Annotated in this window: 14 protein-coding genes; 5 read left to right on the forward strand and 9 right to left on the reverse strand. The window is 37.2% G+C overall.

The features are described 5' to 3' along the window. Nucleotides 1-249: 249 nt before the first annotated feature. On the forward strand, nucleotides 250-660 hold the full coding sequence (locus tag ACFSQS_RS11075) for a BrxA/BrxB family bacilliredoxin (protein ID WP_388018536.1): 411 nt from the start codon (nucleotides 250-252) through the stop codon (nucleotides 658-660). Nucleotides 661-819: 159 nt separating this feature from the next. Here ACFSQS_RS11075 and lysM read toward each other — a convergent pair whose 3' ends face one another. Both lysM and ACFSQS_RS11085 read right to left on the reverse strand, forming a co-directional pair. Then, nucleotides 820-1,305 (reverse strand): peptidoglycan-binding protein LysM, encoded by a 486-nt coding sequence (gene lysM, locus ACFSQS_RS11080; RefSeq protein ID WP_388018539.1) that lies wholly within the window; start codon nucleotides 1,303-1,305, stop codon nucleotides 820-822. A 353-nt stretch (nucleotides 1,306-1,658) separates the two neighbouring features. Then, the gene (locus ACFSQS_RS11085; protein WP_388018542.1) at nucleotides 1,659-2,594 is read right to left on the reverse strand and encodes a nicotinic acid mononucleotide adenyltransferase; all 936 of its coding nucleotides are present in this window, start codon (nucleotides 2,592-2,594) and stop codon (nucleotides 1,659-1,661) included. Between the two features lie 168 nt (nucleotides 2,595-2,762). On the opposite strand from ACFSQS_RS11085, the gene ACFSQS_RS11090 reads away from it, so the two are divergent. The 3 genes from ACFSQS_RS11090 to ACFSQS_RS11100 all read left to right on the forward strand — a co-directional run bounded on the left by ACFSQS_RS11090 (nucleotide 2,763) and on the right by ACFSQS_RS11100 (nucleotide 6,273). Beyond that, on the forward strand, nucleotides 2,763-3,764 hold the full coding sequence (locus ACFSQS_RS11090) for an NAD(P)H-dependent glycerol-3-phosphate dehydrogenase (RefSeq protein ID WP_388018545.1): 1,002 nt from the start codon (nucleotides 2,763-2,765) through the stop codon (nucleotides 3,762-3,764). Between the two features lie 279 nt (nucleotides 3,765-4,043). Then, nucleotides 4,044-5,504 carry an ATP-binding protein gene (locus tag ACFSQS_RS11095; protein ID WP_449267411.1) on the forward strand — a complete coding sequence of 487 codons (1,461 nt, stop codon included), beginning with the start codon at nucleotides 4,044-4,046 and terminating at the stop codon, nucleotides 5,502-5,504. Continuing rightward, on the forward strand, nucleotides 5,491-6,273 hold the full coding sequence (locus tag ACFSQS_RS11100) for an enoyl-CoA hydratase/isomerase family protein (RefSeq protein ID WP_388018551.1): 783 nt from the start codon (nucleotides 5,491-5,493) through the stop codon (nucleotides 6,271-6,273). The genes ACFSQS_RS11095 and ACFSQS_RS11100 overlap by 14 nt, the downstream gene beginning before the upstream one ends. A 21-nt stretch (nucleotides 6,274-6,294) precedes the next feature. Here the strand turns inward: ACFSQS_RS11100 and hsdR are convergent, their stop codons facing one another. From hsdR to ACFSQS_RS11125, 5 genes are all read right to left on the reverse strand, one after another. Then, nucleotides 6,295-8,748: an EcoAI/FtnUII family type I restriction enzme subunit R gene (hsdR, locus tag ACFSQS_RS11105; protein ID WP_388018554.1), complete on the reverse strand. Its 2,454-nt coding sequence runs from the start codon at nucleotides 8,746-8,748 to the stop codon at nucleotides 6,295-6,297. Nucleotides 8,749-8,850: 102 nt separating this feature from the next. After that, nucleotides 8,851-9,303, reverse strand: a complete 453-nt coding sequence (tnpA, locus tag ACFSQS_RS11110; RefSeq protein ID WP_388018557.1) for an IS200/IS605 family transposase — start codon at nucleotides 9,301-9,303, stop codon at nucleotides 8,851-8,853. 73 nt (nucleotides 9,304-9,376) lie between these two features. Next, nucleotides 9,377-10,585 (reverse strand): restriction endonuclease subunit S, encoded by a 1,209-nt coding sequence (locus tag ACFSQS_RS11115; protein ID WP_388018559.1) that lies wholly within the window; start codon nucleotides 10,583-10,585, stop codon nucleotides 9,377-9,379. A 1-nt stretch (nucleotide 10,586) separates the two neighbouring features. Continuing rightward, nucleotides 10,587-11,009, reverse strand: coding sequence for a GIY-YIG nuclease family protein (locus ACFSQS_RS11120; protein WP_388018562.1), 423 nt, complete (start codon nucleotides 11,007-11,009; stop codon nucleotides 10,587-10,589). Then, complete coding sequence (locus ACFSQS_RS11125; protein WP_388018565.1) at nucleotides 11,006-12,499, reverse strand: class I SAM-dependent DNA methyltransferase; 1,494 nt, start codon at nucleotides 12,497-12,499, stop codon at nucleotides 11,006-11,008. Before ACFSQS_RS11125 ends, ACFSQS_RS11120 begins: the two co-directional genes overlap by 4 nt. A gap of 295 nt (nucleotides 12,500-12,794) precedes the next feature. On the opposite strand from ACFSQS_RS11125, the gene ACFSQS_RS11130 reads away from it, so the two are divergent. Next, nucleotides 12,795-13,868 carry a PA0069 family radical SAM protein gene (locus ACFSQS_RS11130; RefSeq protein ID WP_388018568.1) on the forward strand — a complete coding sequence of 358 codons (1,074 nt, stop codon included), beginning with the start codon at nucleotides 12,795-12,797 and terminating at the stop codon, nucleotides 13,866-13,868. Between the two features lie 163 nt (nucleotides 13,869-14,031). On the opposite strand, the gene ACFSQS_RS11135 is transcribed toward ACFSQS_RS11130, so the two are convergent. After that, nucleotides 14,032-14,691 carry an HD domain-containing protein gene (locus tag ACFSQS_RS11135; RefSeq protein WP_388018571.1) on the reverse strand — a complete coding sequence of 220 codons (660 nt, stop codon included), beginning with the start codon at nucleotides 14,689-14,691 and terminating at the stop codon, nucleotides 14,032-14,034. A 215-nt stretch (nucleotides 14,692-14,906) separates the two neighbouring features. Next, nucleotides 14,907-15,899, reverse strand: a complete 993-nt coding sequence (locus tag ACFSQS_RS11140) for an acyl-ACP desaturase (RefSeq protein ID WP_388018574.1) — start codon at nucleotides 15,897-15,899, stop codon at nucleotides 14,907-14,909. Nucleotides 15,900-15,909: the final 10 nt, after the last annotated feature.

The following is a 15,909-nucleotide window of genomic DNA, read 5'->3' on the forward strand; positions in this document are numbered from 1 at the left end:
CTTGTTAAAACAAAAAATAAATCAATTTATCATCACGACATTTCAAAATTAAATTGGTATTATAGGTTAAGGATAGAAGCCCTTCGACTAAGCTCAGGATAAATTTATCCTTTTGCTTTTTTTTGCAAAAGATGTAGTATATAGCCTGACCTTATAGCTCCATAAGCGTTTTAAGGGGATGCCCAATACTAATTATATGTTTTTTGATTAACTTTGCAACTTAACAATAATAAATTTAAAAGTTACGATATGTATCCAGCAGAATTAGTAAAACCAATGCGCGAAGACTTAACCAATGTGGGTTTTGAAGAATTACAAACTGCCGAGGCTGTTGAGGCAGCTTTAGCAAAGCAAGGAACCACTTTAGTGGTTGTAAACTCGGTTTGCGGTTGTGCGGCAGCAAATGCGCGCCCAGGAGCTAGCATGAGCTTGCAAAATGCCAAAAGGCCAGACCATATTACTACTGTTTTTGCAGGTGTTGATAAGGAGGCTGTGGACAAAGTGCGAGAGCACATGGTACCGTTCCCTCCAAGTTCGCCCTGTGTGGCCTTGTTTAAAGATGGCCAATTGGTGCACATGTTAGAACGCCACCATATTGAAGGCAGGCCAGCAGAATTAATAGCCGAAAACCTTGTTGATGCTTATAACGAGCATTGTTAAAAAAATATTGATTCTTGTGAAGGAAGGGTGGCTATCAATCTTTTTGATTGCAACTAATAATTTACAGATTTTCCTTCTTCGCTCTGGAATGACCAGTAGAAACAAAAAAGCCAACTATTAATTTAGTTGGCTTTTTGCATAAGAGGTAGGTGATTTAAATTAGTTTAAGGCAGGAATACGTAATACTTGTCCTGGGTAAATTTTATCTGGATGCGTAAGCATGGGCTTGTTGGCTTCGAAAATTTCTGGATATTTCATGGCGTTGCCGTAATATTTTTTGGCTATTTTGCCTAGTGTGTCGCCACTGATAACGGTATGGAATTGGGCTTCAGGCTCTACGTGCTCCACCGTCATTTGGTCGTCAACCGTTGCAATACCATTTGAATTGCCTACTACTAAAACCACTTTTTCTTTTGTGGCTTGGTTGTAAGCCATTCCGCTTATGGTGGCAGTGTCTCCGGCTATGTGGATGTTTAGGTTTTCTACTTGTAATTGCAAATCGGCAACGGTTTCTTGTAAACTTGCCGCCGCCGCCGCTTCTGCTTTAAGTTTCGCTTCGGCTGCTTCGGCTGCTTCTTCGGCTTCTGTTTTTCCTATGCCAAATACTTTGGCACCAGCGTTTTTAATGAATGAAAATAGTCCCATTTTGTTTTGTTTTTTTAAGGGTTACTAATAAGTTTTTGCAGGGTTAAAATACGTAATTTTATCGATACATTGGTTTGGACACAAAAAGATTTTTTGGTCACATATTAAGTCTAAAAATATTTAATGCCCCTATGTTTTTAGAATCGAGAATATACGTTTAATTCTAATCTGTTAAACAAACAGGTGCAATGCTTATTGGAAATTAATCCTGAGTAAATTAAAAAAACAACAAATGTTTTAATGTGGTTTATAGGAATGATTTTTAATTGAAAACTTACTTGTTTTTAAACAAAAAAAACTGCCTAAGGCAAATTGCCCAAGACAGTTTTTTAACTAAATAACCAACCAAATTCTTAGTTAACCCTAGTGTTTTCTCTTGGGTTGTCTATTTTGTTTTTTCTATGCTTACGCATGTCGTTTCTTTTTACTGATGCTTTTTTTGCATTGCTGTTTTTTAAATACTGTATATATCCTCTGCCTTCAAACCGGTAAACGGTTTCAGAAGTAGGGTGGTACAGTTCTATCTTTGCATCATTAATAACGCTTAATTCAAAATATTCATTGTTGAAGTAATTATAATCTAATGTTAAAGTTTTAAGCATGGTGTTTCCGGTTACGTTTCCAACGCCGTAAACGCCTGTGTAATCCCAAACCAGGTTGTTTGTGCTAATTCCGGTTTCGTCTTGCGAGCTTCTAAAGGTTTCATCGTTTCCGCCGGCCAAAAACTGTAAATAATTTTCGTTATCAAATTCATTAATCGCTCCAAATTCGCTGGTATATGTTTTTTCCCAAGCTTCGTATTCTTGTAAGAAATAATGAATATTGTCATAAAACACAAAATCGTAATCGAAATTACTGCGTTGGTAGCCGTCTAAAAAGTACGATGTATCGTTATTGGGATTGTACAATTCTATGGTATTGTTGTCAATTTGATACACATCAAAAGTCTCAAAGCCATCAATGTCGTGTGTTACATCTAAAATCATGTCGTAAGCATCGTAATTTGCCACCGCAATACCGTAGCCGTTGCCACTGCTGCCAATGCCCACCAAGTTGTTGTTGGCGTACATAACACCGTTTTTAAACGATATAGTAAACGCTTTTTGTAAAAACGGGGTCGTGCCATAACCGCTGGTGCTGTTAATATCTACGTACCACAGCTCGTAGGTGCTTAACAATTGGTGAATTGAAACTGTGGGTTCCTCTTCGATTATGTTGGTTTCTACATAACAGGCTGTAAAAAGTGTTGAGGCTAAGGCGAAGGTTAAAAGTAATTTTACGGCTTTCATAATTAAAACATTTTAGGGTTTCTGTAAAAAGGGTTTCAAAACGCGTGCCAAAAATTTAATATGTTTTGGTTTTTGGCCCTTTTTCTATAGATTGATCTTTATTGAGTACATGCTTAAGGCAGATAAATATTTTATGTATTTTTGGCACTTAAACAATTTATGTTTTTTATGGACAAACCTTTAAAATATGCGGTTTTTGGTGCAGGAAGTTGGGCAACGGCCATTGTAAAAATGCTTTGCGAAAATTTAGATGAAGTAGGGTGGTACATGCGTAGTGTTTACACCAAAGAACATTTGCTTAAAGAACAGCACAACCCGAGTTATTTAAGCTCGGTAGAGTTTCATTTAGAACAATTGAAACTAAGCAACGATATTAATGAAATTGCCGAATATGCCGATGTATTGATATTTGTAATTCCATCGGCTTTTATGCACTCAGAATTAGAAAAATTAACTACTAACATTGGAAACAAGATTATAGTTTCTGCGGTAAAAGGCATAATGCCCGAAACCGGTTTGTTGGTTGGCGAGCATTTTCATGAGGTTTATAAAATCCCCTATAACAATATTGCTGTAATTGCGGGCCCTTGCCATGCCGAAGAGGTTGCCTTAGAGCGTTTGTCGTATTTAACGGTATCGTGTTCCGATGCCAAAAAGGCGCAACACATAGCCAATAACTTATCTAGCGATTACATTAAAACTAAAATTAGCGACGATATTATTGGTGTAGAATATGCCGTAATGCTAAAAAACATTTATGCTATTGCTGCAGGAATTGCACATGGCTTGGGTTATGGCGACAATTTCCAGAGTGTACTGATGAGCAATGCCATAAGAGAGATGAAGCGTTTTATAAAAAAGCGCCATAAAATGAAGCGTAACATTAATAATTCGGCATATCTGGGCGATTTGTTGGTAACGGGCTACTCGGTGTTTTCTAGAAACCGTATGTTTGGAAACATGATAGGTAAAGGCTATACCGTAAAGTCTGCTCAAATGGAAATGAATATGATTGCCGAGGGCTACTACGCTACAAAAAGTGCCCATTTACTGCACGAAAAAAATGGTAAAAAAGCAAAAATACCCATTATAAATGCCGTTTACGCGATATTATACGAAAACAAAAATCCAAAAAAGATCTTTAAAAAATTAACCGATAAGTTAGATTGATGCGTTTTTGCTTATCCTGAGCCGCCCACAACAGAGTTAATTGTTCCTTCTTGGGCTTTAAACAAGATAGTGTAAGCCCATCACAAAAAAAACACACTGGCTTTCTCTTTAGCTCAGTTTATTGCAGTGCCTTAAACCTTGGTGCCTGCCAAGTACTGGTTCTTGTTTGGTTTTTTAAATAAGCCTTAGGGGCTTTGGTTTGATTATTACTATATTTATGCATTATTACTTCAAATGAAATTAAGGAAACTCTCTTTGCGGACACGTATTTTTTTAACCATGATACTGCTGGTGTTATTGGCCTCTATTTTAATTGCAGCCGTAGCCATTTACCAATACCGCGAAGAAACCAAAGACTACCACAAACAACGCTTAGAGCGCAAAGAGCATAGTATAAAGACCCATATTGGCAGGGTTTTGAATGGACGACAAAACACCTGGGAAGTTAAAACCGAGAACATTCCATTGATTTTTAAAGAAGAAATAGGCAACATAGCCGAAATACATGGCCTGCAGATTAACCTATTCGATTTAGAGGGCGCACTTTTAATCTCATCGAAAGCCAACATGCAGCCCAGTTTAAAAGATAAATGTATTGCGGCACACATACTTAACGACCTGTCTAATACCTTGAAAATAAACAGTATTACCAATGCCCCAGAGCATAGGTTTGTAGATTACCATAAAGAAAACGGTGAGACTTTCCAGTCTTTATACACCTATATTAACGATAGTAAATCCAAACCTTTGGCCATATTGAACATACCTTATTTAGAAAGAGATAGTTTTCTCTCTAAGGAATTAGACGCCTTTTTAGAGCGTATCGCCTATGCTTATTTGTTTGTATTGCTTATAGCCATTGGTATTGCTTTTTTATTATCAAAATACATTACTAAATCGCTAAAAACCATTAGCGATAAAATTAATGCGACACGCTTAGAGAAGCGCAACGAAAAAATAGAAATAGAAGATACCAGCGAAGAAATATCTACCCTTGTAAAATCTTACAACAGTATGATTGACGAGCTAGAGGAGAGTGCGGTACAATTGGCAAAGAGCGAGCGCGAACAAGCTTGGAGAGAAATGGCAAAACAAGTGGCGCACGAAATTAAAAACCCATTAACGCCCATGCGTTTAACGGTTCAAAACTTTCAACGTAAGTTTAATCCGCAAGACGAAAACATTCATAACAAAGTTGACGAGTACAGCAAAACCTTAATACAGCAAATTGATACCATGAGCTCTATAGCTTCGGCGTTTTCTAACTTTGCCAAAATGCCAGCGCAACAAAACGAAACCTTGAACGTTGTAAAAATCGTTAAGCTGGCCTTAGATATCTTTAACGAAGATTATATTCATTTTCAAGCCGATGAAGACGAGATAGTTGCCAAATTAGACCGTACACAGCTTATTCGGGTGGTTACCAATCTGGTAAAAAACGGCATTCAATCCATTCCGGAAAACAATGAAAACCCAAGTGTTGCTGTTCTGGTAACTTCAGAAAACAACCATGTAAAGATTATAGTTTCAGATAATGGCAACGGTATTTCAGAAGAAAACAGGGTAAAGGTTTTCGAGCCCAAATTTACCACAAAAACCAGCGGAATGGGCCTTGGGTTGGCCATGGTGAAAAACATTGTGGAAACCTATAAGGGCAGCATTACGTTTACCTCAGAAAAAGATAAAGGCACAACATTTACAGTAACATTTCCAAAAGCATTACAACATGAATTACAATAACATTTTAACCGCATTTAGCCAGGGCATTACAACCATAACCGTAAACCGCCCTAGTAAACTAAACGCTTTAAACAAGGCTACCATTAAGGAATTACATGCGGCTTTTAAACATGCCGATACCGATAAAAACACCAAGGTTATTATTGTAACGGGCAGCGGAGAAAAGGCCTTTGTTGCAGGTGCAGATATATCGGAATTTGCCCATTTCGATTCTAAAAAAGGCAAGAAACTAGCCCAAAAGGGTCAGGAATTATTGTTCGATTTTATTGAAAACCTATCTACTCCAACCATTGCCGCTATTAACGGTTTTGCCCTTGGTGGCGGACTGGAGCTTGCCATGGCCTGCCATTTTAGGGTGGCCAGCAACAATGCCAAAATGGGACTGCCCGAAGTATCGCTTGGTGTTATCCCGGGGTATGGTGGTACACAGCGTTTACCGCAGCTTATTGGCAAAGGACGCGCCTTGGAACTGATTATGACCGCAGGCATGATTGATACTAACCAAGCCTTAAGCTACGGTTTGGTTAACCACGTAACCGCACCCGAAGATTTGTTGCCGTTGTGCGAAAAAATAGCCGGTAAAATAGCCCGAAACTCCCCGGTGGCCATTGGTGCCGCCATTAAAGCCGTTAACGCAAATTATAAAGACGGCACCAATGGTTTTGAGGTTGAAATTTTTGAATTTGGAAACTGTTTTGATACCCAGGATTTTACCGAAGGCACCACCGCTTTTTTAGAGAAGCGTAGAGCGGATTTTATAGGGAAGTAGATTTAGGTTTGGCACCCCTCTCTAGATGGCTCTTTCTTGGTATAAGTATTCTTGAAATCCGATAAAGGTTTCTCTAATCGATTTAATATCTCCTAATTCGCGTTTTGCATCTGCAATGGCTTTGTATTTCAATTCCAACAAGTCAGGAAGTTTTGAGTCGTCTAATTCATCAACTCCTTCTTTTACGTATTGTTCCAAGACAAAATTTAAAAATTCTTGTTGTTTTTGGTTGTATTCATTCATTTGGATTTTAGCTCTACTTGCGCGTTCTAATCTTGCAACAAGGTCTTTGTGATAAGCCACATAACTTAACACATCAAAAAGGTCGCTATCTTCTCCATGAATTAATCGACGTAAATCTTCTAATTGCGCATTGGTATATCCTTTTTCTTCTAATTCAGTCAATAGGTTTTTACGGGTGCTTGGTAAACTCCAAATTTTTCGTAACTCATCTTCACTTTTAAAGAATTCTGGTAAATCGCCAAAAAGCTGGTCTAAAAATTCTTGGTGCCCAATGGGTTTGCCTTCTGGACTCCAGAAAGTAGTTTTTACCATAGAATCTATCTCCCGCTCTTTATTATCTGAAAGTCTAACTTTAATCATTTGTCGCGGTAGTGTATCACAAACACAAGGTGCATTATCACACTTAGTACACACATAATCTGGTTCAGGTTCTTTGGCACAAATACAAGGAGATATATTGCAAACGTTGCAAGGTCTTGGTGTTCCGCCTCCTGTTGGTGGTTCTGGTTCTAATGGTTCTCCATCCCATTCTGGGTCTTGGAAATGATGGTGTGCATGTACAAAATCGAATACCGTGAAATAATCCTTACCATCAAACAATCGTGTACCGCGCCCAACGATTTGTTTAAATTCTACCATAGAATCTACTGGACGAAGCAACACAATGTTTCTTAGTTCTGGTGCGTCAACACCTGTGCTTAGCTTTTGAGAAGTTGTTAGTATTGTTGGAATGCTTTTTTCATTATCTTGAAAATTGCGTAAATGCTGTTCTCCTATGTTGCCATCATCTGCTGTTACACGATTACAATAATTGGTACTCGTACTAGTTGAATGTTGATTGATTAAATCTCTAATTAAAGCAGCATGCTTTTGTGTTGCACAAAACACCAGCGACTTTTGACTTTGGTTAATGATTTCCAAGAATTTTTTAACTCTGTATGCTTCAACTTGTTGAATGATTATTTTACGACCATAATCTCGATAGGTAAACGTATCTCCAACTTCTACATCACCAAACAAAATGGTGTCATCTTTGGTTACCGTATATTCATCGTAATTGGTTTGAATTTCTTTTACCTTAAAAGGTGTTAAGAAACCATCATTAATACCATCTTTTAACTTATAGGTATAAACAGGGTCGCCAAAATAATTGTAAGTGTCTCCGTTTACATCTCGTTTTGGGGTAGCGGTTAAACCCAGTTGTACAGCAGGCGAAAAATAATCCATGATGGCTCTCCAAGAACTTTCATCATTTCCACCACCACGATGGCACTCGTCTATAATTATGAAATCGAAAAAATCGGGTGCATACTGTCCGAAATTAAAATCCTCTGGTTGTTTTTTTGTAATTGCTTCATCTTCAGGAGCCTCTTCTAAATAAGCATTTTTCTGCGCATCTGTCATAAAGGTTTGAAAAATGGTAAAAAACACATTTCCATTGGTTGGTACACTACCTTTCTTTTTTATTTCGGAAGGACGAATTCTTACTTTTATATTTTCATCAATAACATCAAAGGCGTTAAACGAATTAAAGGCTTGGTCTGCCAATATGTTTCTGTCTGCTAAAAATAAAATGCGAGGTGCACGATTTCCATCACGTTTTAAATTCCATTTGGCATGAAACAGTTTCCAAGCAATTTGAAAGGCAATGGCTGTTTTTCCTGTTCCTGTGGCTAATGTGAGCAAGATTCTGTCTTTTTTCTCTGAAACAGCTTCCAACACTTTGGCAATGGCGTTTTGTTGGTAATATCTGGGTTGCCAAGTACCACCTCTGTCTTCAAATGGGATGGCAAATAAGCGTTCTTTCCAATTGGCAATCTCCACTTTGTACGCTTCTTTAGGTGTTGGAAAAGTCATTTCCCAAAGCTCGTCTGGTGTAGGATAGTTGGATACATCGCCTTCTGTACCATCGTCCATATCTATTCCATAGATTTGCAAACCATTGGTGGCATAACTAAAACGAATATTTAATCGCTCTGCATAATCTTTGGCTTGCCCAACGCCATCTGTATAGTATAAATCTCTTTTTTTTGCTTCTACAATGCCAATGCGCCTGTTTTTGTATTGTAATACATAATCTGCTTTGAGTGGTTGAGCTCTTCTATTTTGACCAATTATTCTTCCTTGTGTAATGGGGAACTCTTTCCAAACCTTAGTGCCTTCAACTATGCCCCAACCTGCCTCACGCAATGCTGGTTCTATTAAATCGTATTTGGTTTGTTCTTCGTTCATTTGTTTTTGGTTTTTAATCCCGAAGGGATGATGTTCAAAAAGGTAGGACGAAGTCCTGCCTTATAATGATATGCTGCGTAAAGCCCTGAAAGGGCGATATATCTATTCCCAAACATATTTTTCATCATAATCTACGTTACACGTCTTTAGAAAACTTCTATATTCTTCCTTAAAATCTTTTTTGCTATGGTGCTCGTGTTGATTTTTTATATAATTAATTACCACATCTACTTCTCTTGGGTTTACTGAAAACGCACCATAACCATCTTGCCAAAAGAAATTAGCCAAACTTTTATCTTTCGTTTTTATCCATTTGCTTGAATGGGCTTTTATTTTTTGTACTAAAGTCATTAAAGCTATTTTTTTGGACAACATACATAAAATATGAATATGATTGGTATATCCGCCAACTATTAAAACTGGGCATTCTAACTCGTTACATACACCACCTAAATACGCATGCAATTCTTGCTCATAGGGTGGATAAATGAGTTCTTCTCTGTACTTGGTACTAAAGACGATATGTATGTAGTTCTGTACGAGTGACTGTCCCATAGTTTATATCACCCTTTTATGTTTTTTATATATCAGTTCATTACTTATCATTTACAACACCCTTTTAGGGTTTTTATTTGTTTGTGTCTAATAGGGATGGAATGCTTCCATCCTTGATAGAAGGCGTCCTTTCAGGACTGGTTAATGCTCCTGCAAAAGCTTTTTGAAGGATTGATTTTTTGAGGTCTTCTAATTTGATTAGTTTTTGCTCATAGGAAAAAATTATTTTTTTTGTTGAAATGTCGAATCCTTTTATTATTTCTATTAAATCATTTTGTTTCTTAGTTTCTGTCGGATAAGAAAATTTGACTTTCTTTAAAGCTGCACCATTAAAATGGGGTTGAGCAGAGCCTGAGGATAAATTATTAGCTTGTTCCCAATAATATCCAGATTTAGTAAAATACCAATAAAGCTCATTTGAAATATTTTCTGTAAAAGATATCTTTATTAAATAGGATGCAAAAATTGAGGGTTCATAATCTTTATAAAGAAGAGTTTTTGCAAAAGTTGCTCCAGTTCTAGCCATTAATAAATCGTTGTCCTTTAGAATAAATTCAAGTGCTTTCTCTGAAGATTTTATATAAACTTTTCCACTTTCATCTAATTCACCATTCTTATCAATATCAGTAATTCGGATATATCTATAGTCCCCATCTGAAGTTGATTTGTCTGTAAAGCCATAGCTAACATTCGCAACTTCCCCCAAAGTCTTCTCCTCCCAACCATTGCCTGCTTGCCCTGAGCCTGTTGAAGTGTGGCTAAAAATGTCATTGAGTTTAGATTGAAACAACTCTTTAGCGTTTGCTATGTTTTTTTCAATATTGGCTTTGGCTTGGTCTATGGCTGCAAAGGTTTTATCGAGTATGGCTACGATTTGTTTTTGTTCTGTTAGAGACGTAGGAAAACATAATTTTACTTTTTTTAATGAAGAGTTTGAAATTACTGGTTGAGCTGCTTGTCGAGCATAACTTCTCAAATCAACATGATTTAAAAGGTAGTACAAGAATTGAAAATCAAAATCATGTATAAATTCAGAAATCTTAAATGCATTATCAGTCAACCATATCTTTTCATCAATAAAACGTGCATTTCCACATTGAGCACCAACACGTCCGATTATTATATTTTTTCCCTCTAAATTATAAGTGTTATGATAACCTGCAATACCATTACCTCCAAAAACAGGGAATTTACCTGTAACCATTTTTTTAGCAGTTAGACCATTACCACTTTTTAATTTGATACAATTACTTAACTCCTCACAAATCCATCCTTCTCTCATATTAACTCTTTAATTTTTGAGTGTTGCCTTCGACAGGCTCAGGCAACGGATTTATATTGGTGGTTGAGCTTATTGTTTTTTCGGTGGTTGAACTTGTTGTTTTTTCGGTGGTTGAGCTTGTCGAAACCACATCCCCTCTATATTGAGTGTAATTTTTTGAAAGTTCTGGTAACTTTTCATGAAAGCCAAGTATTAGGGCTTCCTTCTTTTTTCTGCTCCATCCTTGCACTTGTTTTTCTCTGTAAAAAGCCTCATCAATTCTTTGAAATTCTTCAAAATATAACAGCCTAACTGGTAATCTTTTTTTTGTATGATTTGCACCTTCTCCATTTTGGTGTTGTTGAAAACGCAGCTCCAAATTATTTGCACTCCCTGTGTAGTAGCTTCCGTCAGAGCACTCTAATATATACATCCATCCAATCATATCAACGCTTTAATAGATTTAAGTATCGTATTGGTTTCTGCATCCAAAGTTTCCATTTCTGCTAATATTTCTTCAGGGCTACGCAAAGGTGTTTCTTCTGGTGTGTTTGGGTTTTTGGTAGATAAATCAAAAGTAGTGTCGTCTATATCTGCTACTTTTATAGTCCAAGATTTTTCGGTTTCGCCCTTCGACAAGCTCAGGGTGACATCCTTTTGTAATTTGACAAATTCTTCCATATCCTTATCGTTTAAAGGATTGGTTTTTCCCATGTTTCGTCCTGGGTCTAATTGGTAATACCAAATGTTTTTGGTAGGTTCGCCTTTTGTAAAAAACAAGACAACGGTTTTAACGCCTGCACCTGTAAAAGTACCTGCTGGCATATCTAAAATGGTATGCAGATTACAGCTTTCTAATAGGTGTTTACGCAATGCAACAGAAGCATTATCGGTATTGCTTAATACGGTGTTTTTAATAACAATGGCTGCACGACCGCCAGTTTTTAAACTCTTTATAAAATGTTGCATAAACAAGAAAGCGGTTTCTCCTGTTTTTATGTCAAAATTCTGCTGGATTTCTTTGCGTTCTTTTCCTCCAAATGGCGGATTTGCTAAAATTACATGGTAGCGGTTTTTCTCTTGTATGTCGCGTATATTTTCGCCCAATGTATTGGTATGTATAATATTTGGTGCTTCAATACCATGCAAAATCATATTCATTATTCCAATTACATAGGCTAAGTTCTTTTTTTCTTTGCCGTAAAGGGTGTTTTCTTGTAAGGTTTTAAGGTTGTCTGTGGTTTTTTCCATGCGCTGGTACATGTACTCGTAAGCTTCACATAAAAAGCCACAAGAACCTGCTGCACCATCATAAATTTTTTCGCCTATTTGTGGGTTAATCACATTAATCATAGCACGAATAAGTGGTCTTGGTGTGTAGTATTGCCCGCCATTTCTGCCTGCATTTCCCATGTTTTTAATCTTGGTTTCGTATAGGTGGCTTAACTCATGTTTATCACTTGAAGCACGGAAAGGCAGTTGGTCTGCATATTCTAAAATCTCACGCAGGTTATAACCAGATTGGATCTTGTTTTTAAGTTCAGAGAAAATTTCCCCAATCTTGTATTCAATGCTATTTGCAGAATCTGCTTCTTGTTTAAATTTTGCGAGGTACGGAAATAGCTTTCCATCTACAAAAGCCACTAAATCTGGTCCTGTTAAAGCCGCGTGATGGTCCACTTCGAGAACCTCAGTGTTCCCTTTTATTACTTTTACTTTTGGCATTGCCCAATTTGGCCAACGGTATTGTTCATCTAAAATAAAGTTGTAAGTTTCCCCTTTTAATTCGGCTTCGTCTGCTTTGTCTTGTTCTAACTCGTGCAAGTAGCGCAAGAACATTACCCAAGAGGTTTGCCCAATGTAATCTAATTCGCTATCTGCTCCAGAATCTTTGTAAAGCAGGTCGTCTATATTTTTAAATGTTTGTTCGAACATATATTTTATTTCTTCTTATTATTGCTTTTGTAGAGCATTTTTTTAGCTTATTTTCAATGATTTAACTATTTGAAAATCATTTTAATAATTTATATTGGAAGCCAAACAAATCTAGCTGAAATTTTCTACAAAATCAAGATAAAAATGGGCAGATATTTATCTCTGTTTTTTAATGCTTAAACCTCAATTCATCAACTTTGTTAACAACCTGTCTATATTTTAACACTTTCCAAAACAAATTATAAGTAATTTTAAAGAGCCTTTCAAGGCAAATTCAACCTTTATTTTTACTGTAATGAACCCAAAATCTACCATAAAAGGCCGTGGCGCACAGCTTAATGCTCCCAATCGTTTTTTCGAATTAAGCCACGACATACGCGACGATTTTTTAGAATTCTGCCATAAAGAAGGTGAAGCCAGCGATAAAAACAAAACGCTGTATCTTGAGGTGTTCCCAAAAACCATAGTGAATAAAGTGGAGAGCCCCGATATTGGTATGGCATACTCCATGAATGCCTACCAAGGTTGCGAACACGGTTGCATTTACTGTTACGCACGTAACTCCCACGAGTTTTGGGGCTATAGCGCTGGATTGGATTTTGAACGCCGTATTATGGTAAAAAAAGATGCGCCAAAACTGTTGGAAGCTTTAATTACAAAGAAAAGTTGGAAAGCTCACCCCATTGTGATGTCCGGAAATACCGATTGTTACCAGCCTGCCGAAAAGCAATTTAAAATAACCCGACAATGTTTAAAGGTGTTTTTAAAATACAAACACCCAGTGGCCATTATTACAAAAAACGCTTTGATTTTAAGGGATTTGGATATTTTAAAAGCGTTAGCAAAACATAATTTAATTGGTGTAAACCTATCGATTACATCGCTGAACGAAGATACACGACGCCTTTTAGAACCCCGAACTACTACCATAAAAAAACGATTGGAAACCGTTAAAACATTAAGTGAAAATGAGATTCCTGTTAACGTGATGTTAGCGCCTATTATTCCGTCTATAAACAGCCACGAAATTTTACCATTGGCAAAAGCCGCATCAGATAATGGTGCTTTAGGAATAGCGCATACCATTGTAAGGCTTAATGGCGCCATAGGCGAAATTTTTACCGATTGGATTAAAAAAACCATGCCCGATCGCGCCGATAAAGTGCTGCATCAAATTGAAAGTTGCCACGGCGGAACATTAAACGATAGCCGTTATGGGACACGTATGCGAGGCGAAGGTAAAATTGCCGAACAAATAAATATGTTGGTGCATTTGGCTAGAAAAAAGTATTTTAAAAATAAGGTTATGCCGAAATTAAATTGCGATTTACACGAGCCTTATAAAACTAGTCAATTAAAGTTGTTTTAAACGTGGGTTTTATTAATACATCTATGATTGATTGCCAAATCAAGCATTGGTTTTATGTGCAGCGGTATTTTGATAGCGTGATGAACAACCAACGAGAAATCCAGTAATTATGGGATTCCTCCTCGTGCCTCATCCGGAATGGCAGATAAATTTACCGTTTGTGTTAAGCTTTAGCGTTCCATTCGTTATAAAACTGATTGAGAAAACCGAGCATATAATCGTGCCGGTTTTGCGCAATTTGCCTCCCGGTTTTGGTATTCATTTTATCTTTTAACAGCAATAGTTTTTCGTAAAAATGATTGATGGTTGGCGCATCTGAGCTTTTATATTCGGCTTTGCTCATATTTAGGTTTGGCTTAATTTCCGGATTATAAAGCGCTCTGTTTTTAAAACCACCATAATTAAAACAACGTGCAATACCAATGGCGCCAATGGCATCTAATCTGTCGGCATCTTGTACCACACCTAATTCTAACGATTTGAATTTTTGCCCTTTTTCAATGGATTTGTTATAGGATATGTTTTCAATAATTTTTACAACATGTTCGATAATCGCAGAATCTATATTGAGCTTAAACAAAAATTCGCGTGCTATTTTAGGCCCAACGGTATCGTCGCCATTATTAAATTTACTGTCGGCAATATCGTGAAGTAAGGCACCCAATTGAACAACAAGCACATTTACTTTTTCATGTTTTGAAATGAGCAAAGCGTTTTTATAAACACGCTCTATGTGAAACCAATCGTGTCCGCCCTCGGCATTGGCTAGTGTTTTTTTTACAAAGGCTTTGGTTTTGTTTAGGAGTTCTTCGGATGCATGCATGGTATAAAAATAAAAAAGAAGCGGTATAAAATAAAAGTATATCTTTTTGTTAGGTTGAGCCTTTTGACTGCGCTCAGGATAAACTAGAGTTGAAATCTTTTATTGATTGTTAATAGCGTAAAACATTTAGATAGAGCCTGTACTGAGCTTAGTTGAAGTGCTTAATGAGACAATAGAACTTATTTTTAAAGACAGCCCCTTTTTTAAATCGATTACTATTTAATTCTTGCAGGTTCTACCCATTTAAACTGAAATGAGTTTTCCGGTATTTTAATACGGTCTGCCAAACGCATCATTCTGTTTGGGAGTTTCATAAGGTAATCCCGGGCTTTTTCGGCCTCATCGCTTAGGTTTGTAATTTTATCGATTTCCCAACGGTTAATTAGCTTTTGCAATATATCTACATAATCTTTTGAGGTATAAACCCCAATGCGTTGCGCTGTGTTTGAAAACTCTTCGAAAGCTGTACCTATTTTATCTCCAGACTCTCTTAAAAAGTGGGCAGGCATGGTTATTTTTTGTTTCATCATATAATGAAACGCCAGCATCATTTGGCTAGGATCGACTTTAAAAATACGCTCCACAAACTCTGAGTAAGCGTGGTGGTGCCGCATCTCGTCTCCCGAAATAATCTTGCACATTTTAGCCAGTTGCTTGTTGCCTTTTTCTTTAGCCAATTTAGCCACCCGGTTGTGCGATACATAGGTTGCCAATTCTTGAAAACTGGTGTAAACAAAGTTTTTGTATGGGTCTCTATCGGTGCCAATATCGAAACCGTCGGCAATTAAATGTTGTGTGGTTTTTTCAATTTCGCGCATGTTAACACGCCCCGAAAGGTACAGGTATTTGTTAAGTACATCGCCATGGCGGTTTTCTTCGGCGGTCCAATGGCGCACCCATTTTGCCCAAGCATTTTCGCCATCTACTTGGTTAACGCCTTCTACATCCATTAACCACGATTCGTAGGTGGGTAAGGCTTCTTCGGTAATCATATCGCCTACCAGAACCACCCAGAAATCGTAGGGCAATTCTTTTGAGAGTTCTCGTATTTCTGTAAGTTCTTCAAAAAAACGGTTTCCTTCAGAATTCGGTAAAAAATCGGTGGGCTGCCATATTTTTTCTACGGGGATCAGGTATTTTTCTATTAAGGATTCAACGTCTTTTTCTAAAAACTGCATGACTTCTAATCTAACATTCTTTGACGACATAATTTTGCTT

The organism is Gelatiniphilus marinus (assembly GCF_042684345.1).
Lineage (GTDB): Bacteria > Bacteroidota > Bacteroidia > Flavobacteriales > Flavobacteriaceae > Gelatiniphilus > Gelatiniphilus marinus.

Coding starts and splice junctions, on each gene's coding strand:
- ACFSQS_RS11140 (WP_388018574.1), bottom strand. CDS start 15,899: ATGTCGTCAAAGAATGTTAGATTAGAAGTCATGCAGTTTTTAGAAAAA.
- ACFSQS_RS11100 (WP_388018551.1), top strand. CDS start 5,491: ATGAATTACAATAACATTTTAACCGCATTTAGCCAGGGCATTACAACC.
- ACFSQS_RS11115 (WP_388018559.1), bottom strand. CDS start 10,585: ATGAGAGAAGGATGGATTTGTGAGGAGTTAAGTAATTGTATCAAATTA.
- ACFSQS_RS11125 (WP_388018565.1), bottom strand. CDS start 12,499: ATGTTCGAACAAACATTTAAAAATATAGACGACCTGCTTTACAAAGAT.
- ACFSQS_RS11075 (WP_388018536.1), top strand. CDS start 250: ATGTATCCAGCAGAATTAGTAAAACCAATGCGCGAAGACTTAACCAAT.
- lysM (WP_388018539.1), bottom strand. CDS start 1,305: ATGGGACTATTTTCATTCATTAAAAACGCTGGTGCCAAAGTATTTGGC.
- ACFSQS_RS11090 (WP_388018545.1), top strand. CDS start 2,763: ATGGACAAACCTTTAAAATATGCGGTTTTTGGTGCAGGAAGTTGGGCA.
- tnpA (WP_388018557.1), bottom strand. CDS start 9,303: ATGGGACAGTCACTCGTACAGAACTACATACATATCGTCTTTAGTACC.
- ACFSQS_RS11130 (WP_388018568.1), top strand. CDS start 12,795: ATGAACCCAAAATCTACCATAAAAGGCCGTGGCGCACAGCTTAATGCT.
- ACFSQS_RS11085 (WP_388018542.1), bottom strand. CDS start 2,594: ATGAAAGCCGTAAAATTACTTTTAACCTTCGCCTTAGCCTCAACACTT.
- ACFSQS_RS11095 (WP_449267411.1), top strand. CDS start 4,044: ATGATACTGCTGGTGTTATTGGCCTCTATTTTAATTGCAGCCGTAGCC.
- hsdR (WP_388018554.1), bottom strand. CDS start 8,748: ATGAACGAAGAACAAACCAAATACGATTTAATAGAACCAGCATTGCGT.
- ACFSQS_RS11135 (WP_388018571.1), bottom strand. CDS start 14,691: ATGCATGCATCCGAAGAACTCCTAAACAAAACCAAAGCCTTTGTAAAA.
- ACFSQS_RS11120 (WP_388018562.1), bottom strand. CDS start 11,009: ATGATTGGATGGATGTATATATTAGAGTGCTCTGACGGAAGCTACTAC.